This window comes from Variovorax sp. Soil_C_26 (assembly GCF_057657075.1).
In genome coordinates this window covers 373,707-394,804 of record NZ_JBDGJC010000006.1, presented here as the reverse complement: position 1 = coordinate 394,804, position 21,098 = coordinate 373,707, and the positions used below count along the sequence as shown (strand labels likewise).

The following is a 21,098-nucleotide window of genomic DNA, read 5'->3' as shown; positions in this document are numbered from 1 at the left end:
TGAGCCACCAGGCTCGCAAAGAGGGTGGGTCAATATTGGATGGAAATGCCGGGTCAGGATTGCATGGAACTCAACAGATTTTGTTGTCGATTGCCTTCGGAAATGCTGGCCGGATGTGCGTGTCGATGAGCTGCATCGCTTCCGGTCTGTTCATCGGTCCGGTTTCCAACGCAATGAATGTCTCGCGGAGTGCTGCTATCGGCGGCCGATCGAAGATCGAACCACCGGCATTGAGCGCATACCTGATCCCTCGGCCTTCCAACTCCCGGGTGAACGCGTGGTGGCGAGGGTTCCCGTCTTGCTCCGGCGTCTTGGTCGAGCGCATCAAAATTGCGAAGTCGCCTGGCGTTAATCCGCGCACCGTCCCATCGGCATGTCGGTAGCTAGTCCCAAGAAGAAGCTGGATTCTTCGTGCCACCCACTCGGCCTCTTCAGGGCGATCGTCGAAGTGATGGACACACAAGTGATTGGGTCCAATGTCGAGATGCTCCTTCGGTTCTTTATGCAGCCGTTGCGGCCCGAGTTGACTAGCAACGAACCCGTTAGCAGCGGCAACGATAGATCGCGTGCTTCGGAAGTTCGTCGCCAAAACGTGTTCGGCCACATCGGTGTATCGCTGTCGAAAATGAAGAATGTTCGAGACGTGCGCACCACGAAATCCGTAGATTGATTGATCGTCATCTCCGACCACAAAAATGTCGGCCCCGAGTTCGTGGATCGACGCGACAAGTTCTTCCTGAGAGCCAGAAACGTCTTGGTACTCATCGACCAAGAGGTGTTTAACCCTGCTGAGCCGTTCACGGACGCGCTGGTCACTTTTGGCTCTGTCGGCGACCAGGCGAACCATGGATGGGAAGTCCAAGAATTGATCTCGAACGAGGCTGGCTTCGATGGCCTTCAGCACGAGGCCGATCTCGGGATCTCGGGATCTCGGGAAGTGATCTCAATGATCGAAAGGCCTTCGTCGCGATACACCCCCCACGCGTGCTGCACTTGCTCGAGCGTCTCGAAATATCTATTTTTGAACCGCGCCCGTAGTGGACTTATGCCAAGCCCCGGATACCGCGACATCAGATACAGCATGAACCGGTTATCGTCCAGCACGTCGTATTGACGGTAGACCGCATCGGCATCCCCTAGCACGTTCTGACAGAACGCGTGGATGGTGCCGATGTACATCTGCCCGATGAGGCTTGGGCTGAATCCCGTCTTCCCCAGAACCTTTGCTACCCGGCGTTTTATCGAATCGGCCGCCTTATCAGTGAACGTAATAGCTACGATCGATGCCGCCGAAGTACCCTCAGAGATTAAGCGTGCGATTCGATATGCCAGCGTCTGAGACTTCCCCGATCCCGCACATGCAATACAGAGAATCGCGCGAGCTGGATCTGCCGCTGCAGCGGCTTGCTCCGATGTCAACCCTTCAGCGCGAAGTTCTTCGACCGTCAGCAGTTTTGGCATGATAGTGGCCCTCCAAAATACCCTTCAGCAATCCTCGCGCGTGCGCCGCAATGAATGGTGGCGGCAAGGCATTGCCGATCATCAAAGCGATCGCTTCCTTCCCGTGAGAAGTCTCAAACCTATAGTCTTTAGGAAACCCTTGGAGCAATGCCGCCTCACGCAACGTGATCGTTCGGTTGTACGAGGGATGAAGGAATCGTCCCTTCGAGGGATTGTGGCAACCACTCGTTATGGTTGGAGCGACATCATCCCACGACATCCTTCCGTATACGTCGTTGAACCCGCGACTTCGCTTGAAGCAATCGAGCTGCAGTTCCGCGGGTAGGTCCGATTGGCTGCCGCCGTTTTTTGGGACCAAAGCGATGAGGTCACGAACGGCCTGCGTCCGCCTCTCCGGAACCGCGTGAAGCGCGTCTTTAGTCGTCGACGGAGCACCGACGCCAGCCAGTGCTTTCCGTACTGTCAACCGCTCGCTCGCCTTAGCGGCGATCTCAGGTTCATGCACGCGCGATGCCAGAACTATCAATCGCTTCCGTCGCTGGGCGACTCCATAGTCAGCTGCGTCGAGAATGTGTACAACGTAACGATAGTCGAGCTTCTTCAGTCCTGTGCACACGCGCTTGAAGCGCCCGTCATCAGCAAGTGCGGGAACGTTTTCCATCATCACCGTCTTCGGCATCATTGCCTTGACGAAGCGCAGGAAGTCGCTCACGAGGTCGTTTCTCGGGTCATGCACGGAGGGAGCCTGGTTCTTCGTACGCAGCCGGGAGAAACCTTGACAAGGAGGGCAGCCGGCCAAAAGGTCCAACTCTCCTACCTTCAGGCCCATACGCTTCAGCACTGCCAGCGGATCAATTTTCCTGATGTCCTCGTCGAAAAGTACGACGTCCGGGTGGTTCAATCGATAGGTCGCTTGCGCCTTAGCGTCAATCTCAACCGCCGCGCCCACGCGAAAGCCAGCGTCCTGCAGTCCGAGGCTGAGTCCTCCGCAACCGCTGAAGAGGTCCACGGCAACGTGCAACGAAGGCGCAGGGCGCACATTGTCTTTTTCTTGGTTTGGCATCGTTCGCAAAAACGTAATTCCGGGATGAAGTGTAAGTAGCGTTGGTTGCAGGCGTTAGGCATGAAGCCATTGCTTCAGTTGGCTGCGAATCGCAACCAAATCGATATTGTCGGATGGCATTTTTGCGACGCTAACTTTTTCCAACACAACCATTTCGGCGCCGCTCACCTCAGCTGCACCTGCAAGTTCGGCGCGCAAGGCATCTTTGGCCTCTTCGGAGGTTGCGCAGATCGCACCTTTGAGTGGATAGAACGCGTCCAAGAGAATCTGCTCGGGACAGCGCTTGGGCAAATAGGCCGCGTGCTCTTGAACCCATTCGAGGTATTTGAGATGCTCCTGGATAAGTGCATTCGCGTGTCCTGTCACGTCATCGCCGCCAGCCAACAGAAATGTGGGCTTGCAGCCAAGTTCAGCCTTTACGAGGTCTGCGAGCGCGGCGTACTCCGCAGGAGCTACTGTGGATGGATCGGTGAAAGCGGGGACCTTCTGTTTGTCACCGTCGAGGAGTAGGAAAACCTCGTCGCCGGAAGCCATCGCACTCGGTCCGTGGTGCCCGATGATTGATTCGGCTCCGCCCGGTGCCACCCGCACCTCAATCGCTTGCGCTTCCGCGGCATCCATTCCTTTCGCGGCTTGCTCGACGAGCAACTTCGCCAACGGATCTTCGACCAAGATTCGGCGCTTGTTTTCGGGCCGCTTTCCCAGCCTGTGAAATGCGATATAGGGCGAACATTCCGGCAGCACCCGAGCTTGTCGCTTGCCATTGTCTTCAAACACTTTGACGGCATTGTTCGGAAGCCCGTCTATGAAGTCAGACGAGTGTGTCGAGATGACTACCTGATGCTTCTTCAGCTTTATCTGGCTAAGCAGAAAGCGAAGTAGCGCTCGTTGAGCTCCAGGGTGTAATGATGTTTCGGGCTCGTCCAGCAGAATAAGCGAGTATTCTGGCGCCGCGAGGATTTGCACTACAGCACTCACAGCTGCAATTTCTCCACTACCTGCGAAGGCCTCGGAGTACTCCATCCCTCTCTGAAACACCACGCTCATGTCCTGTCCACGATTGCCGGGATAAAGTGAGTGCCGGATGAGGCGCGCCGCCCCGTAATCGCGGCCAAGTATGCGCGATACGGCAGAAAGCTCTTGCACGGTCAACAACCGATTCTCAAACAATCGTTCGTAGCCTCCTAGCTTGTAGCTGACCTTCTCTCCTTCCTTTATTGACTTAAGTCGGCGCGCCTCACGAAGCATGACTTCGCGCTTGTCACCCGACTTGAGTCCTTCGTCAAAGTAAAAGTATCGATCGAACGAGCCGAAGGCCATCTTCAGATTGATATAGACCACGCTTCGTCGCACGGGATTCCAGCGGTCGACAGACTTTCCCTCGAACTTTCCCGCTGGAGCCGGCTCCATGCCATCCTTAACACTCCAACGGTAGGGCTCCCAATAGTCCTGCTTCTTGCCCAGCCGTGCCTTGCGTGTTTCTACGACCCCATTGAATGACTGGTTCCAATGACCGTAGACGAACCTTTGCGGATCCTTACGGTTTCCTTCGATTGGATCGAGATCCGTTGCGAACCAGAATTTCGATGTCGTGTAGCCGAAGGGGGCACCCCAGAGCGCGTGAAGCACCGAGCTTTTACCTATACCGTTCGCACCGACCAAAGCGGTGAGCGGGAAGGAGAAGTCGATCTGAGTGAGCGGCTCAATACTCTTGAATTTCGGAAATCTTAGGTGAGTGATGTAGTTCTTAAGCGGCGCGCCAGGCTTGAACTTGCGCAGGGTTTCGACCAATTGCTCAACTGTTTCACTGTCGCTCATTACATCTTGCCTCTATTCTCAAATCCATCACGTCACCTCTGGACCCGAGTGCTCGCAGGGCGACTGCTCGGTTGCCGCAGCAACCGACTCAGAATGTCGAAGCGCCGGCCTTTTTGTTCGTAAGGAATTGTCACCGAGAAATGAGGATGTAGGAAGAGCATTCGCCGCCGTCGTCGCTTGCGAAGGCCAAGCAGTTTTCGCCAAGGCTGGAGGTCCACTGCCCCCAACTAGTTGGAGCAAACGTCCACTCCTCTAAAGAACGGACGGAAATGTGTCGGCCGCCCGCATCGGCCAACTTTCGTCACGTCTAACAGCAGGACGGCGGCAACGACGTCTCACTTTGATGTTCGGTCAAGCGCCTCATGCGACATCCAGATTTGCGCGCCGCACCGAATGCAGAAATGGCGCAGCTCCCCCGGCGATGATTCCAACGAGCCAACCACTTCCGCGCCCTAAAGCCACTGAATGTTGCCAGCAAACGACTGCCGTCGAGGTTAACGCAGCGGCATGCGCCTTCCTGCAGATGGTGCAGTACCGGTGAACGATCGGTCCGACGAGGCGCTTGGCCTCGAAGCTGATTGAACAAAATGAGGCAGGAGCCTTTCCTTCCGCTCGGCAAGAGGTTGCGGGTGGTTCGCCGCAACGACCACCGAACCCGGATCGAAGCCCAGTGCGAGGCACTGACGCCACAGCCGGAAAAGGCCCTCAAGGCACCGGGTCCGCATGCCCCGGCGCCCTGCTCAGCAGATGCGTCCGCCGGTTCGCACTCAGCGACCGATACCGCTCGTACTGCCGCAGGATGTCCGCAATGACTTCTTCCTTGCGCAGGTACTGAATGTCATACCCCTGCCGCCCGTCCTCGAAGAAGGTGGTGGGCTCGTACACCTGCGGCGGCTCGGTCTGCGCTGCGGCCTCATGCACGGTAAACACCGGCAGCATGCGGTGCGCAATGCGCACGCCATAAGTGAAGTCGCGCAGGTCGGGGTCGGGAATGTTGATGCGCACGGTGCTCGCCCCATCGCCGTCTCCGTTGTCCAGGTCGTCGTGCACGTGGGCGAGCACGTCGCGCTTCTTGAACTCTTCCGACACCTCGTTCATCGCGGGCAGCACGGTGCCGCGCAGGTAGCGCAGCACGTCGTCGCGCGTGGAGTCCTGCACCATCTGCTCGAGGCGGCGGCGCCAGTGCTGGCCGCTCCAGAAGTTGGTGGCGGGCGCCAGGTCTTGCATCGAATGCACGCGGTCGGCCGCAAGGCCGCGCCACAGGCCGTAGCAGAGCATCAGCATGATGAGGGTGACGGGCAGCGCGGCCAGCAGGGTCATGGCCTGCAGCGCCTTCAGGCCGCCGACGAGCAGCAGCACCATGGCGGTGACGCCGAGCACGCCGGCCCAGAACAGGCGCTGCCACACGGGCGAGCGCGGATGGCCGCGCGAGGCGATGGCGTCGACGACATACGAGCCCGAGTCGGCCGATGTGACGAAGAACACGGCGATCAGCACCACGGCCAGCCACGAGACGGCGGCGGTGGCGGGCAGGTATTCGAAGAAGCGGAACAGCAGCGCGTCGACGTTGCCCGCGGTCTGCGAAAGGGCGCCCTGCGCAACGTTGACGTCGATCCAGATGGCGCCGTTGCCGAAGGCAGTCATCCACAGCAGGTTGAAGGCGGTGGGCACGAGCAGCACGCCGACGATGAACTCGCGGATGGTGCGCCCGCGCGAGATGCGCGCAATGAACATGCCGACGAAGGGCGACCACGAGATCCACCAGGCCCAGTAAAGGATGGTCCAGCCGCCGAACCAGCCGGGCTCGGTGGAAGGCTCGTAGGCAAAGGTGCGCAGCGAGAGGCTGACCAGGTTCGACAGGTACCCGCCGATGTTCTCGCTCAGGGCCTGCAGCAGAAAGACGGTGGGCCCGGCAATGATGACAAAGCCGAGCAGCAGGAACGAGAGCGAAAGATTGAGTTCGCTGAGCCGGCGCACGCCCTTGTCGAGGCCCGTCACGGCCGAGATGCCGGCAAGGCCGACCACGACGACGATGATGCCCAGGCGGAAGGCGGCGCCCGAGGTGTTCCAGCCGGTCAGCAGGTGCAGGCCGGCGGCCAGCTGCAGCGCGCCGTAGCCAAGCGTGGTCGCAATGCCGGCGATGGTGGCGACGAGCGCGAAGGCGTCGACGGCATGGCCGATGGGGCCGTTGATGCGGTCTTTCAGCAGCGGGTAGAGGCCCGAGCGCATGGTGAGCGGCAGGTTGTAGCGAAACCCGAAGTACGCAAGCACAAGGCCCATGGTTCCGTACACCGCCCACGCATGAAAGCCCCAGTGAAAGAAGGTGGACTGGAGCGCCTCCCTGGCGGCGGCGGGGGTGCCGCCCGCGGCGGTGGGCGGTTTCAGAAAGTGCTGCAGCGGCTCGGCCACGCCGAAGTACATGAGGCCGATGCCCATGCCCGCGGCAAAGAGCATGGCGGCCCACGAGACGAAGTTGAAGTCGGGCACCGAGTCGTCGGGCCCGAGCCGGATGTCGCCGAAGCTGCTGACGGCCAGCCCGAGCAGGAACACGAGAAAGATCGTGACGGCGACGGTGTAGAACCAGTCGAAATGCTGCACCACCCAGGCCTGCGCACTCGGAAAGAGAACGTCGGCGCGCTCCGGGTAGACGCCGCAGAAGACCAGCAGGGCGCCGAGGACCAGCAGTGCGGGAATGACGACGGGTGCGGCGAAAGTGATCTTGGGGCGCGGCGGCTGTTGTTGTTGTTCTTGCGCGGGGTTGGCGTTTGTCATGGCTGTGATCGGTTCGTTGTCGGCGACGGCGGGGTACACCCTACCTGCGCGAGCGTCGATGTCAACCGCTCAGCCGCCCCGGAACTGGCTGCGCAAGAAGGCCTTGTGCCGCGCGATATGCGCCATCTGCGCCGGCGCGATGCTGCCGCCCAGGTCTTCTTCGTCAGCGCCGTTGAGCACGGCGTTGGCATGCGCCATGGCGCGCGCGACGATCTCCTGCTCGCTCACGCCGAGCTGCGCGGCCAGGTCCATCGCCACGCGTCGCATGGCGCGCTGCGACAGCATCCACATGGCGCCGTAGCGGTCCCACGCGAGCGCGGATTCGCCGGCCTTTTCATGCTCGGCGAGGATGTCCTTCAGCGGCTTGGCGAGCAGCTCGTCCATGGCGGCGAGCCGCTCGCTGAGCGCGTCGTTCCGCTCGGCGAGCTGCTGGGGCGTGGGGCCGGCGTCTTCGGCCTTCGGTGCCGGCGCTGAAGAGGTTGCAGGCGGCGGCACGAGGCGCGACACGTCGGCATCGGCCGGCACGATCTGGATCTGGTCCTTGAGGCTCATGGCGTGGTGTGGTCCTGTGTGTCGTCGGGGTGGTGGTCGTCGCTGGGCGCGGCCTTGCGGCTGCTCATGGCGGTGGCGCGCAGGCCGGGCAGGTCGAGCACGCGCAGGCCACCGTACTCCACGCGGATGAGGCCCTGCGCGGCCAGCATGTTGAGCGCCTCGTTCACGCGCTGGCGCGAAAGGCCGACCAGGTAGGCCAGCTCTTGCTGGGTGATGCGCAGCACCTCGCCCACGCCGGGGTACAGCACGGGGTTGAACAGCGAGACGAGGTTGCGCGCCACGCGCGCGTCGGGGTTGTTGAGCCGGTCGATCTCGAGCGCGGCAATGAACTGGCCGAGCCGCTCGTTGAGCTGGTTCATCACGAAGCGGTTGAAGCCGATCGAATGGTCGAGCAGCCAGTGAAAGCTCTCGATCGGCAGGCCCGCGACCACGCTGCGCCGCAGGGCCTGGATGTTGTAGCGGTAGGGCTCGCGCTTCATGACGGTACCCTCGCCGAACCAGCCGCCGGGCGGCACGCCGGTGTAAGTGACGGAGCCGCCGTCGGCGTTGTCGTTGCTCATCTTGAGCAGGCCCTCGACCACGCCGAACCAGTAGGTGGGCGAACGGCCGATGCGGCAGACCAGGTCGCCGACCTCGGCATCGCCCACCACCAGCGCGGCCTCGGCGCGGCGGCGCTCGGCGGGGGTGAGCGCGGGCAGCCACGGAATGCCTTCGAGTTCGGAAGGGCCGGCCGGGCGCACGCGGTCGCGCAGGGAGTTCGACCCGCTCAGGGTCAGGGCGCTGGGTGGGGCGCTTTGCATCGGGAAACTCCGGGGAGTGTTGTCCCTAGGATTGTCGTCGGAACGACAACATGACGTCAAAGTGCAAGCCTACGATCCGCGCACTGTGAACAAACCGTCTAACGCCCCCACGTTTCCCCGGCTGCTGCTGGCGCATGCGCAGGCGCAGCCCGCATCGCCCGCGATCCGCGAGAAGGACCTCGGCATCTGGCAGACCTGGACCTGGCGCGATGTGGCGCAGGAGGTGCGCGAGATCGCCTGCGGCCTCGCGAGCCTGGGCTTCAAGGCCTTCGACAACCTGGCGATCGTGGGCGCCAACCGCCCGCACCTGTACATGGCGGTGGTGGGCGCGCAAAGCCTGCGCGGCGTGCCGGTGCCGCTCTACCAGGACGCCGTGGCCAACGAGATGGTGTTCATGCTCGACGACGCGTCGATCGACTTCGTGATCGTCGAAGACCAGGAGCAGGTCGACAAGCTGCTCGAATGCCGCGAGCTGCAGGCCGCAGCGGGCCGGCCCGACCGCCTGCGCCACATCGTCTACGACGATCCCAAGGGCCTGCGGCACTACGACCAGCCGGGCCTGATGAGCTACGAGCAATTGCGCGAACTGGGCCGCGCATTCGATGCGGCCAACCCCGGCGTGTACGACGCCGCGGTGGCCAGCGGCGAGCCGGGCGACGTGGGCGTGATCCTCTACACCTCGGGCACCACGGGGCGGCCCAAGGGCGTGTGCCAGACGCATGCGAGCTTCATCGCGGCGGGCCGCGGCGGGGTCGAGACCGACCGGCTCGGGCCCGGCGACAACATCATGAGCTACCTGCCGATGGCGTGGGTGGGCGACCACCTGTTCTCGGTGGCGCAATGGCTGGTGGGCGGCTTCACGCTCAACTGCCCGGAGTCGGCGGCCACGGTGATGAACGACATGCGCGAGGTCGGCCCGAGCTACTACTTCGGCCCGCCGCGCACCTTCGAGGGGCTGCTCACCGCGGTGTCGATCCGCATGGAAGACGCGGCCGCGCCCAAGCGCTGGCTCTATGCCAGGTTCATGGGCCTTGCGCAGCGCGTGGGCGCCGACATCCTGAACGGCCAGCCGGTGGGCGCGTGGGACCGCTTCAAGTACGCGGTGGGCGACGTGATGATCTACGGGCCGCTGCGCAACGTGCTGGGCATGAGCCGCATCCGCGTGGCCTACACGGCAGGCGCGGCCATCGGGCCCGACCTGTTCCGCTTCTACCGCTCGATCGGCGTGAACCTGAAGCAGTTCTACGGCCAGACCGAGACCTGCGCCTACGTGTGCCTGCAGCAGGACGGCAAGGTGAAGCTGCAGACGGTGGGCACGGCCGCGCCCGGCATCGAGCTGAAGATCGCGCACGACGGCGAAGTGCTGGTGCGCGGCGTGTCGGTGCTGAAGGAATACTACAAGCGCCCTGATGCCACGGCCGAGGTGCTCGACGCCGAAGGCTACTTCCACACCGGTGACGCGGGCGTGCTCGACGCCGAGGGGCACCTGCGCATCATCGATCGCGCCAAGGACGTGGGCCGGCTGTCGAACGGCGCGATGTTTGCGCCCAACTACATCGAGAACAAGCTCAAGTTCTTTCCGCAGATCAAGGAGGCGGTGTGCTTCGGCCACGCGCGCAACGAGGTCTGCGCCTTCATCAACATCGACTACGAAGCGGTGGGCAACTGGGCCGAGCGCCGCGGACTGGCCTATGGCGGCTACGTCGACCTGGCCGGCAAGCCCGAGGTGCTGACGCTGATTGCCGAGTGCCTCGCCAAGGTGAATGCCGACCTGGCCGCCGAACCCGGCATGGGCGACACGCAGATCGCGCGCTTCCTGGTGCTGCACAAGGAGCTCGACCCCGACGACGACGAGCTGACGCGCACGCGCAAGGTGCGGCGCGGCTTCATCGCCGAGAAGTACGCGGTGCTGGTCGATGCGCTGTACGGCGGCAAGGCCGAGCAGTTCATCGAGACGCAGGTGAAGTTCGAGGACGGCCGCACGGGCATGGTGAGCGCCACGCTGTCGATCGTCGATGCGAATCGGTTTCCCGTCATGGCGAAGGCAGCGTGAGATGAATCTGGGGCAACTCCATGGCTAGAAAAACCGGCGACGTCATCCTCGACGTGCAGAACATCTCGCTGAGCTTCGGCGGCGTGAAGGCGCTGACGGACATCAGCTTCGACGTGCGCGAGCACGAGGTGCGCGCCATCATCGGCCCGAACGGCGCGGGCAAGAGCTCGATGCTCAACTGCATCAACGGCGTGTACTGGCCGCAGCAGGGTTCCATCACCTTTCGCGGCCAGACCTTCAAGCACATGAACTCGCGCCAGGTGGCCGAGATGGGCGTGGCGCGCACGTTCCAGAACCTGGCGCTCTTCAAGGGCATGAGCGTGCTCGACAACATCATGACGGGGCGCAACCTGAAGATGAAGAGCGGGCTGCTGGCGCAGGCGCTGCGCTGGGGGCCGGCCGAGCGCGAAGAGCTGCAGCAGCGCGCGTTCGTCGAGCAGATCATCGACTTCCTGGAGATCCAGTCGTACCGCAAGACGCCGGTGGGCCAGCTGCCCTACGGCCTGCAGAAGCGCGTCGACCTGGGTCGCGCGCTCGCGATGGAGCCGCAGGTGCTGCTGCTCGACGAGCCGATGGCCGGCATGAACGTGGAAGAGAAGCAGGACATGAGCCGCTTCATCCTCGACGTGAACGACGAGTTCAACACCACCATCGTGCTGATCGAGCACGACATGGGCGTGGTGATGGACATTTCCGACCGCGTGGTGGTGCTCGACTACGGCAAGAAGATCGGTGACGGCACGCCCGACGAAGTGCGCAGCAACGAAGACGTGATCCGGGCATACCTCGGCGCGGAACACTAGGAACGGCGGGCCCCATGGGTTTCTTCATCGAAACGGTTTTCGGCGGCTTGATGGCCGGCATGCTCTACGCGCTGGTGGCGCTGGGCTTCGTGCTGATCTTCAAGGCGTCGGGTGTCTTCAACTTTGCGCAGGGTGCGATGGTGCTGTTCGCGGCGCTCGCCATGGCGCGCTTCGCCGAATGGATTCCGTCCTGGCTCGGCTTCGACAACGCGGTGCTCGGCGCGGTGCTGGGCTTCATCGCCGCGGCGCTGTGCATGGTGATCGTGGCCTGGCTGATCGAGCGCCTGGCGCTGCGCCGGCTGGTCAACCAGGAAGGCATCACGCTGCTGATGGCCACGCTGGGCATCTCGCACGTGCTCGACGGCGCGGGCCAGCTGATCTTCGGCAGCGCCACCTACAAGATCGACATCGGCATGCCCAAGGAGCCGCTGCTGGTGCTCGAGAGCATGTTCGAGGGCGGCCTGCTGCTGAGCAAGGAAGACCTCTACGCGGCGGTGATCGCGGCGGCGCTGGTGGTGGCGCTGACGCTGTTCTTCCAGAAGACGAGCACCGGCCGTGCGCTGCGCGCGGTGGCCGACGACCACCAGGCCGCGCAGTCGATCGGCATTCCGCTGGCGCGCATCTGGGTGATCGTGTGGTCGATCGGCGGCATTGTCGCGCTGGTGGCCGGCATGATCTGGGGCAGCAAGCTGGGCGTGCAGTTCTCGATCTCGCTGGTGGCGCTCAAGGCCTTTCCGGTGGTGATCCTCGGCGGGCTCACTTCGGTGCCCGGCGCCATCATCGGCGGCCTGATCATCGGCATGGGCGAGAAGCTCTCCGAGATCTACCTCGGCCCCTTCCTCGGCGGCGGCATCGAGAACTGGTTCGCCTACGTCCTGGCACTGGCGGTGCTGCTGATCCGGCCCCAGGGGCTGTTCGGCGACAAGATCATCGACCGCGTCTGAAGGTATAGGCATGTTCTACAGAGAAAACGGCCAATTCAAGAGCAGCTACCGCGCCGACCTCGCGCTGTTCCCGATCGCACAAGACCGATGGGCCATGCTGGCCTTCGCGGCCATCGCCTTCATCGCGGTGCCGATGCTGGCGAGCGACTACAGCTTCCGCGCGGTGCTGATCCCCTTCCTGATCCTGGCGCTGGCGGCCATCGGCCTCAACATCCTGGTCGGCTACTGCGGGCAGATCTCGCTGGGCACCGGCGCCTTCATGGCGGTGGGCGCCTATGCGGCCTACAACCTGCAGGTGCGCATCGAGGGCATGCCGCTTTTGGTGGCGCTGATCGGCGGCGGGCTGGCCGCCACGCTGGTGGGCGTGCTGTTCGGCATTCCGAGCCTGCGCATCCGCGGGCTGTACCTGGCGGTGGCCACGCTGGCGGCGCAGTTCTTCATGGACTGGTTCACCAACCGGGTGAAGTGGGTCACCAACGATTCGTCGTCGGGCTCGGTGAGCGTCAACACGCTGCAGATGTTCGGCTACGAGCTGAGCACGCCGATGCAGAAGTACCTGCTGTGCCTGAGCCTGGTGGTGGTGTTCGCGCTCTTGGCCAAGAACCTGGTGCGCGGCGCGATCGGCCGCGAATGGATGGCGATGCGCGACATGGACGTGGCGGCCGCGGTGATCGGCATCCGGCCGGTGTACGCCAAGCTGACGGCCTTCGCAGTGAGCAGCTTCATCGTCGGCGTGGCCGGCGCGCTGTGGGGCTTCGTGCACCTGGGCGCCTGGGAGCCGGCGGCCTTCGGCATCGACAAGTCGCTGCAGCTGCTGTTCATGATCATCATCGGCGGGCTGGGCTCCATTGCCGGCAGCTTCTTCGGCGCGGCCTTCATCGTGCTGCTGCCGCTGTTCCTGAACTACGTGCCGCACTGGCTTGGGCTGTCGATCTCCACGGCCACGGCATCGCACCTGGAGCACATGATCTTCGGCGCGCTGATCGTGTTCTTCTTGATCGTCGAGCCGCACGGCCTCGCGCGCCTGTGGTCCACCGCGCGGCAGAAGCTGCGGCTGTGGCCCTTCCCTCACTGACCGAACCCGTTTCACTACGCACACCCGTGCTCATTACAAGGAGACAAGCCATGCAATTCAGGAATCTCGCACGCACCGCGGCACTTGCCGCTGCGGGGCTTTCGATGGTCGTCGCGGGCTCGCTCGCGCAGGCCCAGTCGGCCGAGCAGTTCGTGCCGCTGCTGGTGTACCGCACCGGCCAGTTCGCACCGCTGGGTATTCCATGGGCCGACGGCAAGCAGGACTACCTGAAGCTGGTGAACGCGCGCGACGGCGGCGTCAACGGCGTCAAGCTGACGTACGAAGAATGCGAAACCGCCTACGACGCGGCCAAGGGCGTGGAGTGCTACGAGCGCCTGAAGGGCAAGGGCTCGGGCGCCTCGGGCTTCGACACGCAGTCGACCGGCATCACCTTTGCCGTGACCGACAAGGCCTTCGTCGACAAGGTGCCGGTCGAGACGCCGGGCTATGGCCTGTCGCAGTCGGCCGACGGCACGGTGTTCGAGTGGAACTTTCCGCTCCTGGGCACCTACTGGACCGCCACCGACGTGATGATCCAGGACATCGCCAAGAAGGAGAAGGGCAACCTCAAGGGCAAGAAGATCGCGCTGGTCTATCACGACTCGCCCTACGGCAAGGAGCCGATCCCGCTGCTGCAGAAGCGTGCCGCGGCGCAGGGCTTCGAGGTGTCGCTGTTCCCGGTCACGCCGCCCGGCGTGGAGCAGAAGTCGACCTGGCTGCAGATCCGCCAGCAGAAGCCCGACTACGTGCTGTTCTGGTCGGCCGGCGTGATGACGCCCGCCGGCATCCGCGAGGCGCAGGCCAGCGGCTATCCGCGCGAGAAGATCTACGCGATCTGGTGGGCCGGCTCGGACCATGACGTGAAGGACATCGGCGCCGGCGCCAAGGGCTACAACGCGATCACGCTGCACAACAGCGCGGCCAAGGACAAGGTCCACGACGACCTGAAGAAGATGGTGTACGACAAGGGCCAGGGCACGGGCTCGGCCGAAGGCATCGGCTCGATCGCGCACACCCGCGGCATGATGATCTCGATGCTGCAGGTCGAAGCAATCCGCGCCGCACAGGAGAAGTACGGCAAGGGCAAGGCGCTCACGCCCGAGCAGGTGCGCTGGGGCTTCGAGAACCTGAACCTCACGGCCGACAAGCTCAAGGCGCTGGGCTTCGGCGAGATCATGCGGCCGGTCAAGACCTCGTGCAGCAACCACATGGGCGACGACTGGGCACGCATCATCCAGTGGGACGGCGCCAAGTGGCAGATCAAGTCCGACTGGTACCAGTCCGAGAAGACCTACATCGATCCGCTGATCAAGGAATACGCGGAGAAGTACGCGAAGGAAAAGAACGTCAAGCCACGCGCCTGCTGATCGCGTCGAGGGCGGCCTGCGCACAGCGCGGCGCCCTCTTTCGTCGGCTCCCTGCGAGCCGGCATCTGAAAGGCAGGCAGGCACGCACCAACGCACGCCAAAGCCTTTCACATGCTTCGGACCACACCATGAGCGAACCCAACATCCTCCTCAACGTCAACGGCATAGAGGTCATCTACAACCACGTGATCCTGGTGCTCAAGGGCGTGTCGCTCACGGTGCCCGAAGGCGGCATCGTGGCGCTGCTCGGCGGCAACGGCGCGGGCAAGACCACCACGCTGCGCGCGGTGAGCAACCTGCTCGCGGGCGAGCGCGGCGCGGTGACCAAGGGCACGATCGAGCTGCGTGGCGAGCGCATCGAGGCGCTGTCGCCGGCCGCGCTGGTGCAGCGCGGGCTGATCCAGGTGATGGAGGGGCGCCACTGCTTCGCGCACCTGACCATCGAAGAGAACCTGATGACCGGCGCCTACACGCGCAGCGACGGCAAGGCCGCGGTGCAGCAGACGCTCGAGAAGGTATACGCGTACTTTCCGCGCCTGAAGACGCGGCGCACTTCGCAGGCGGCCTACACCTCGGGCGGCGAGCAGCAGATGTGCGCCATCGGCCGCGCGCTCATGGCCAACCCGACGATGGTGCTGCTCGACGAGCCCTCGATGGGCCTGGCGCCGCAGATCGTCGAGGAGGTGTTCGAGATCGTCAAAGACCTCAACACCAAGGAACGCGTGACCTTCCTGCTGGCCGAGCAGAACACCAACATGGCGCTGCGCTATGCCGACTACGGCTACATCCTCGAGAACGGCCGCATCGTGATGGACGACGCCGCGAAGAGCCTGCGCGAGAACGAGGACGTGAAGGAGTTCTACCTCGGCATGGGCGGCACGGACCGCAAGAGCTTTCGCGACGTGAAGAGCTACAAGCGCCGCAAGCGGTGGTTGGCTTGAAGAAGGGCACTCGATCCATGACTGATTTCTACGACGCCCTCGAAATCCGCGACCCGGCCGAGCGCGAGCGCGACCTGCTGGCGGCGCTGCCGAAGCAGCTCACGCAGGCGCAGACCGCGGCGCCGGCCTTTGTGCAGATCCTCGACGGGGTGAAGCCTGCGGACATCACGACGCGCGAGGCGCTCGCGAAGCTGCCCGTCACGCGCAAGTCGGAACTGCTCGAACGCCAGAAGCAGCACCGCGAAAGCGACCCCTTCGGCGGCTTCTCGGCCATTGCGCGCGGCGCGCGCATGCCGCGCGTGTTCGCGAGCCCGGGCACCATCTACGAGCCCGAAGGCGAGGCGCGCGACTACTGGCGCACCGCGCGCGCGCTGCATGCGGCGGGCTTTCGCGGCGGCGAGCTCATCCACAACAGCTTCAGCTACCACATGACGCCCGCGGGCGCGATCATGGAAAGCGGCGCGCTCGCGCTGGGCTGCACCGTGTTCGCGGGCGGCACCGGCCAGACCGAACAGCAGCTCGAGGCCATCGTCGACCTGAAGCCCAGTGGCTACGTGGGCACGCCGAGCTTCCTGAAGATCCTGCTCGAGAAAGCCGAAGAAAGGTCGCAGAAGCTGCCTTCGCTGACCAAGGCCATGGTCTCGGGCGAAGCCTTTCCGCCGAGCCTGCACGACTGGATCGCCGCACATGGCGTGCGGGGCACGCAGTGCTATGCAACCGCCGACCTCGGGCTCATCGCCTACGAGACGAACGCGCGCGAAGGCCTGGTGGTCGACGAGGGCGTGCTGCTGGAGATCGTGCGCCCCGGCACCGGCGACCCGGTGCCCGACGGCGAAGTGGGCGAGATCGTGGTGACCACCTTCAACCCCGACTACCCGCTGGTGCGCTTCGGCACCGGCGACCTGTCGGCCGTGCTGGCGGGCGCCTGCCCCACGGGCCGCACCAACAAGCGCATCAAGGGCTGGCTCGGGCGCGCCGACCAGACCACCAAGGTGCGCGGCATGTTCGTGCACCCCTCGCAGGTGGCCGACGTCGCGCGCCGCTTTCCCGAGATCGTGCGCGCGCGGCTCGTGGTGTCGGGCGAGATGGGCGACGACCAGATGACGCTCCGGCTCGAATGCGCGGCCGCGCCCGAAGGCATGGCGGCGCGCGTTGCCGATGCGGTGCGCGAGGTGACCAAGCTGCGCGGCACCATCGAACTGGTGGCGCCGGGCACGCTGCCGAACGACGGCAAGGTGATCGAGGACGCGCGCAGCTACAAGTAGCGGCGGTAGAAGCCGCGCACCATCGCGCGCGCCAGCACCACCAGCAGCACGAGGTAGACCACCACCAGCACGATCGCCAGGCCGAGCGCGCGCGCATCGCTGCTGGCGCTCGAATAGCCCATGCTCGCGACCCACAACAGCCCGCCGAGCGCGACCGCGGCGCAGATCACCTGCAGCAGCACGAAGGTCGCCGAAGCCGCCGCCACGGCGCGGAACGGGCGGGCCCGTGCCGGCCCCGGCGCGGCGCCGAGCCAGCCGCCCCAGGCGGCCAGCGCCCAGACCAGCAGCGGCACCGCGAACCAGCCGAGCAGCAGCGGCAGCAGGTTCGTGTCGCGCGAGGTGTCGACCCAGGCGCTCGCGATGTTGCCGACCCACATCTGCAGCGCGACGAAGGTGGTGCCCACCACGAGTGCGATGGCACGGCGCGGCGATGCGCCGATGTTGGCCTGCGGTGCTGCGACATCCGCTGGGGCCGCAGCCGGTGCAGCGGCGCCACGCTCGCGCAGCGCGAACCAGGCCGCGAGCCACACGATGGCGACGAGCAGCAGCATCTGCAGCACCGACTGCACCAGCATCGAGGCTCCGAGGATCGAGCGCAGGCCGTACATCGCCACATGCTCATGCAGCGCACCGCCTGGCATGAAGAGCACCTGCACCTGGTAGAGCAGCGGGCTCAGCGCCACGTAGTTGACGACCATCGCGGCCAGGTACATGGCCGCAAAGCGGCGGCCGGGGCCGCGCAGCTGCGACACGCGCGCCGAACCACGCAGATCGAGCGCCTGGCGCGCATGGCACCACGCGAGCGTGGCGGCCAGCAGCCACACCGTCACGGTGCGCGACAGCAACGGGATCCACACGCCCGGCTGCGCATAGACGCCGCGCATCTGCTCGCTGTTCGGCGAGGTCGGCAGCAGCTGCAGCACCATGCCCAGCACGAACAGCGCGGCGTGGACGGCGATCACGGTCCACGCGAAGCGGACGGGCAGGCGCTGCGCGCGATCGAGGGAGGAAGAAGAAGGAACTGGTGAGGCCGCCATGGTGTTGGAACGGTGCTTTCGCGTTGCGGATCGACCGGCGAAGCGTACCGGAACACCGCGGCCCACCCCCGCAGCGGGGGCGACGGGCCGGTCAGTCGGCGAGCGCGGCTTCGGCGGCCGGCTCGGGCGCGGGGCCGATGTACACCGACTGCGGCCGGATCAGCCGCCCCTTCTGCACCTGCTCGCGCGCATGCGCGAGCCATCCGCTCACGCGGCCCGCGGCGAACACGCAAGTGAAGCTCTCGCGGCCGAAGCCCAGCGCCTCGAGCAGCAGCGCGGTATAGAACTCGACGTTGGTCTCGAGCGCGCGGCCGGGCTTCTTCTCGCGCAGGATCGCGAGCGCGGCCTGCTCCGCCGCCTCGGCCAGCGCGAAGCGCGCGGCGTCCACGCCGCCTTCGGCACTGAGCCGCTGCAGCGCGGCCTTGAGCGCATCGGCGCGCGGATCGCGCACGCGGTAGATGCGATGGCCAAAGCCCATCAGGCGCTGGCCGTCGGCCACGGCGGCCTCGAGCCATGCGCGCGCGCGCTCGGCACTGCCGATGGCATCGAGCGCGTCGAGCACCGGCCCGGGCGCGCCGCCATGCAGCGGCCCCTTGAGCGCGCTGATGCCCGCGAGCACGGCCGAGGCGAGCCCCGCGCCGGTCGATGCGACCACGCGTGCGGCGAAGGTCGAGGCATTGAGGCCGTGGTCGCTGACGGTGACGAGGTAGGCGTCGAGCGCCGCAGCCTGCGCTGGGGTCGGCAAGCGGCCATGCAGCATGCGCAGCATGTCGGCGGCCTGCGGCAGCGCTTCGTCGGGCGCCAGCGCCGGCACGCCGAGGCGCCAGCGCATGACGGCGGCGGTGTACACGGCAGGCGCGGCCACGAGGCGCAGCGCGGTGGCCAGGTCGTCGCCATCGGGCAGGCGCGCAAGCAGCGCGCGCACCGCTTCGATGGGCGGCAGCCTGCGCAGCACGGCGTCGTCGCCGGGCTGCAGCCGCTCGAAGGCATCGCGGCGCGCACGGCCCAGCGCGGTGCGCAGGGCCGCTGCCTTGGGCAGTGCGTCGAAGAAGCCGTCGAACAGCAGCGCCACCGCATCTTCGAACTGCCAGCGGCCCGCGATCTCGCCGAGTTCATGGCCGCGGATCACCAGCCGCCCGGCGGCGCCGTCGACCTCGGACAACACGGTGTGGGCGGCCACCACGCCTTCGAGGCTGCCATCGTCCTGGTTCATCGTTCTTGCTCCTTGTGATTGCACGATGAGACGATTCTGGCCACACTGGCATTGACGTCAATCTTGATTTATTGCATCAACATGACCACCAAGACACCACTCTGGCTCCCCGCCGCCGACGCGCTCGCGCTGATGCAGGTGCGGCCGCAGACGCTCTATGCCAACGTGAGCCGCGGCCGCGTGCGCGCCCGCCCCGATGTGGCCGATCCGCGGCGTAGCCTCTACCACCGCGACGACGTGCAGCGCATCGCGGCGCGCACGCGCGGCCGGCGCAGCAGCGAGGCGGTGGCGAGCGAGGCGATCCAGTGGGGCGAGCCGGTGCTGCCCTCCGCCGTGTCGACCGTGGCCGAGGGCCGGCTGCTGTACCGCGGGCACGATGCCTGCGCGCTCGCGCAGCACGCGACGCTCGAGGAAGCAGCCGGCCTGCTGTGGGCCTGCGCGCCGCCGCACTTCGACGGCGGTGCTGGTGCTGCGGCAACGCCGCAGCCGGGCCATGCGATGCCGCTGCAGGCCGGGCTGGTCGCGCTCGCGGCCCGCGCCGCGAACGACGCACCGACGCGCGGCCGTTCGCCCGCGGTGCTGCAGGCGGAGGCGGCCGAAGTGATCGGCACGCTCGCCGATGCACTGCTCGGCATGCGGGCTGCGCGCGCCGTGCCGCTGCACATGCGCCTGGCGGCGGCCTGGCGGCGTCCGCGCGCGGCCGACGTGCTGCGCCGCGCGCTGGTGCTGCTGGCCGACCACGAACTCAACGCCTCGACCTTCGCCGCGCGCGTGACGGCATCGACCGGCGCATCGCTCTCGGCCTGCCTGCTCACGGGGCTGGCCACGCTGACCGGTCCGCTGCACGGCGGTGCGGCGGCGGCCGTGCAGGCGATGGTGCGCAGCGCCGACTACATCGGCAGCGAAGCGACGCTGCGCGAATGGCTCGCGCACGACCGACCGCTCGCGGCCTTCGGCCATCCGCTCTACCCCGCGGGCGATGCGCGCTGCGCAGCGCTGCTGGCTGGCGCGTTCGACCTGCCGCCCGCGTTCGCTTCACTGCGCGCCGCAGGCGAGAAGCTGCTCGGCGAGCCGGTGAACATCGACTTCGCCCTGGCCGCGCTCGCGGCTGCGCACAAGCTGCCGGCCGATGCGCCGCTGACCCTGTTTGCGCTGGCACGCAGCGTGGGCTGGACCGCGCACGTGCTCGAGCAGCAGGCCTCGGGGCAACTGATACGGCCGCGGGCGCGCTACACCGGCCCGCGCGAGGCGCCGATGGCGGCGGCCGCTGTCAATGGATCGCCGGCTCGTTCGCAAGCTCGAAGAGCTTCACCATCTCGCGGTTGAAGGCGGGCAGGTCGTCGGGCTTGCGGCTGGTGACCAGCGCATGGTCGACCACGACCTCCTTGTCGGTCCATTGCGCACCGGCGTTCTCCAGGTCGGCGCGCAGCGAGGGCCATGAGGTCATCCTGCGGCCCCTGGCACCGCCCGCGTCGATCAGCGTCCACGGGCCATGGCAGATCGCGGCGATCGGCTTGCCGCTCTCGACGAAGGCGCGCACGAAGGCAACGGCCTGGGCGTCGGTGCGAAGCGAATCGGGATTGGCCACGCCACCGGGCAAGAGCAGCGCGTCGAAATCGTCGGGGTTCGCGCCCTGCAGCGGCACATCGACCTCGAAGGTGTCCGCCGCCGCGAGCTGCTGCCAGCCGCGCACGCTGCCATCGAGCGGCGAGACGATCAGCGTCTCGGCGCCGGCGCTTTCGAGCACCTTGCGCGGCTCGGTCATCTCGGCCTGCTCGAAGCCGTCCGCGACAAGGATGGCAACCTTCATTCCGTCGAGCGAAGAGGTGATGGTGGGCATGGCGAAGAACTCCTTTTCCGGGTGGTTTTCCGAGACAACGAAGTTCCACCGTATGCCCTTGCCGTCCTCCACCCATCGGCCGTTGCCGGGGCTG

General features: G+C 65.6%; 18 protein-coding genes. 8 read left to right on the top strand and 10 right to left on the bottom strand.

Translation table 11 applies throughout. From position 1 onward, the window contains the following. Positions 1-70: 70 nt before the first annotated feature. The 7 genes from AC3A6G_RS19675 to AC3A6G_RS19645 form a co-directional block, all read right to left on the bottom strand. A complete protein-coding gene (locus AC3A6G_RS19675; protein WP_487874394.1) occupies positions 71-904 on the bottom strand; it encodes a UvrD-helicase domain-containing protein in 834 nt (277 codons plus the stop codon). Beyond that, positions 898-1,461: a UvrD-helicase domain-containing protein gene (locus AC3A6G_RS19670; RefSeq protein ID WP_487874393.1), complete on the bottom strand. Its 564-nt coding sequence runs from the start codon at positions 1,459-1,461 to the stop codon at positions 898-900. The genes AC3A6G_RS19675 and AC3A6G_RS19670 overlap by 7 nt, the downstream gene beginning before the upstream one ends. Next, positions 1,424-2,470: a DNA cytosine methyltransferase gene (locus tag AC3A6G_RS19665; RefSeq protein WP_487874392.1), complete on the bottom strand. Its 1,047-nt coding sequence runs from the start codon at positions 2,468-2,470 to the stop codon at positions 1,424-1,426. The genes AC3A6G_RS19670 and AC3A6G_RS19665 overlap by 38 nt, the downstream gene beginning before the upstream one ends. A gap of 108 nt (positions 2,471-2,578) precedes the next feature. Then, a complete protein-coding gene (locus tag AC3A6G_RS19660; protein ID WP_487874391.1) occupies positions 2,579-4,342 on the bottom strand; it encodes an ATP-dependent nuclease in 1,764 nt (587 codons plus the stop codon). Positions 4,343-5,047: 705 nt separating this feature from the next. Further along, positions 5,048-7,114, bottom strand: coding sequence for a BCCT family transporter (locus AC3A6G_RS19655; protein ID WP_487874390.1), 2,067 nt, complete (start codon positions 7,112-7,114; stop codon positions 5,048-5,050). A gap of 69 nt (positions 7,115-7,183) precedes the next feature. Beyond that, on the bottom strand, positions 7,184-7,666 hold the full coding sequence (locus AC3A6G_RS19650) for a hypothetical protein (protein WP_487874389.1): 483 nt from the start codon (positions 7,664-7,666) through the stop codon (positions 7,184-7,186). Next, on the bottom strand, positions 7,663-8,466 hold the full coding sequence (locus tag AC3A6G_RS19645) for a Crp/Fnr family transcriptional regulator (protein WP_487864625.1): 804 nt from the start codon (positions 8,464-8,466) through the stop codon (positions 7,663-7,665). The genes AC3A6G_RS19650 and AC3A6G_RS19645 overlap by 4 nt, the downstream gene beginning before the upstream one ends. Before the next feature lie 85 nt (positions 8,467-8,551). Here AC3A6G_RS19645 and AC3A6G_RS19640 point away from each other — a divergent pair, with 85 nt between their 5' ends. The 7 genes from AC3A6G_RS19640 to AC3A6G_RS19610 all read left to right on the top strand — a co-directional run bounded on the left by AC3A6G_RS19640 (position 8,552) and on the right by AC3A6G_RS19610 (position 16,914). Then, positions 8,552-10,519, top strand: coding sequence for an AMP-dependent synthetase/ligase (locus AC3A6G_RS19640; RefSeq protein ID WP_487874388.1), 1,968 nt, complete (start codon positions 8,552-8,554; stop codon positions 10,517-10,519). A 20-nt stretch (positions 10,520-10,539) separates the two neighbouring features. Continuing rightward, on the top strand, positions 10,540-11,322 hold the full coding sequence (locus AC3A6G_RS19635; RefSeq protein ID WP_487861005.1) for an ABC transporter ATP-binding protein: 783 nt from the start codon (positions 10,540-10,542) through the stop codon (positions 11,320-11,322). A gap of 14 nt (positions 11,323-11,336) precedes the next feature. Next, complete coding sequence (locus tag AC3A6G_RS19630; protein ID WP_487861004.1) at positions 11,337-12,266, top strand: branched-chain amino acid ABC transporter permease; 930 nt, start codon at positions 11,337-11,339, stop codon at positions 12,264-12,266. Positions 12,267-12,276: 10 nt separating this feature from the next. Then, positions 12,277-13,341, top strand: a complete 1,065-nt coding sequence (locus AC3A6G_RS19625) for a branched-chain amino acid ABC transporter permease (protein ID WP_487861003.1) — start codon at positions 12,277-12,279, stop codon at positions 13,339-13,341. A gap of 50 nt (positions 13,342-13,391) precedes the next feature. After that, positions 13,392-14,708 (top strand): ABC transporter substrate-binding protein, encoded by a 1,317-nt coding sequence (locus tag AC3A6G_RS19620; RefSeq protein WP_487861002.1) that lies wholly within the window; start codon positions 13,392-13,394, stop codon positions 14,706-14,708. A 128-nt stretch (positions 14,709-14,836) separates the two neighbouring features. Continuing rightward, a complete protein-coding gene (locus AC3A6G_RS19615; RefSeq protein WP_487861001.1) occupies positions 14,837-15,649 on the top strand; it encodes an ABC transporter ATP-binding protein in 813 nt (270 codons plus the stop codon). Between the two features lie 17 nt (positions 15,650-15,666). Next, complete coding sequence (locus AC3A6G_RS19610) at positions 15,667-16,914, top strand: phenylacetate--CoA ligase family protein (protein ID WP_487874387.1); 1,248 nt, start codon at positions 15,667-15,669, stop codon at positions 16,912-16,914. Here the strand turns inward: AC3A6G_RS19610 and AC3A6G_RS19605 are convergent. Then, positions 16,905-17,951 carry a hypothetical protein gene (locus AC3A6G_RS19605; protein ID WP_487874386.1) on the bottom strand — a complete coding sequence of 349 codons (1,047 nt, stop codon included), beginning with the start codon at positions 17,949-17,951 and terminating at the stop codon, positions 16,905-16,907. The two genes, AC3A6G_RS19610 and AC3A6G_RS19605, sit on opposite strands and share 10 nt — an antisense overlap. 91 nt (positions 17,952-18,042) lie before the next feature. Continuing rightward, positions 18,043-19,164, bottom strand: coding sequence for a citrate synthase/methylcitrate synthase (locus AC3A6G_RS19600; RefSeq protein WP_487874385.1), 1,122 nt, complete (start codon positions 19,162-19,164; stop codon positions 18,043-18,045). 81 nt (positions 19,165-19,245) lie between these two features. Here AC3A6G_RS19600 and AC3A6G_RS19595 point away from each other — a divergent pair, with 81 nt between their 5' ends. After that, on the top strand, positions 19,246-20,490 hold the full coding sequence (locus AC3A6G_RS19595; RefSeq protein WP_487874384.1) for a citrate synthase: 1,245 nt from the start codon (positions 19,246-19,248) through the stop codon (positions 20,488-20,490). Here the strand turns inward: AC3A6G_RS19595 and AC3A6G_RS19590 are convergent. Further along, on the bottom strand, positions 20,435-21,004 hold the full coding sequence (locus AC3A6G_RS19590; protein ID WP_487860996.1) for a type 1 glutamine amidotransferase domain-containing protein: 570 nt from the start codon (positions 21,002-21,004) through the stop codon (positions 20,435-20,437). The two genes, AC3A6G_RS19595 and AC3A6G_RS19590, sit on opposite strands and share 56 nt — an antisense overlap. Between the last annotated feature and the right edge of the window lie 94 nt (positions 21,005-21,098).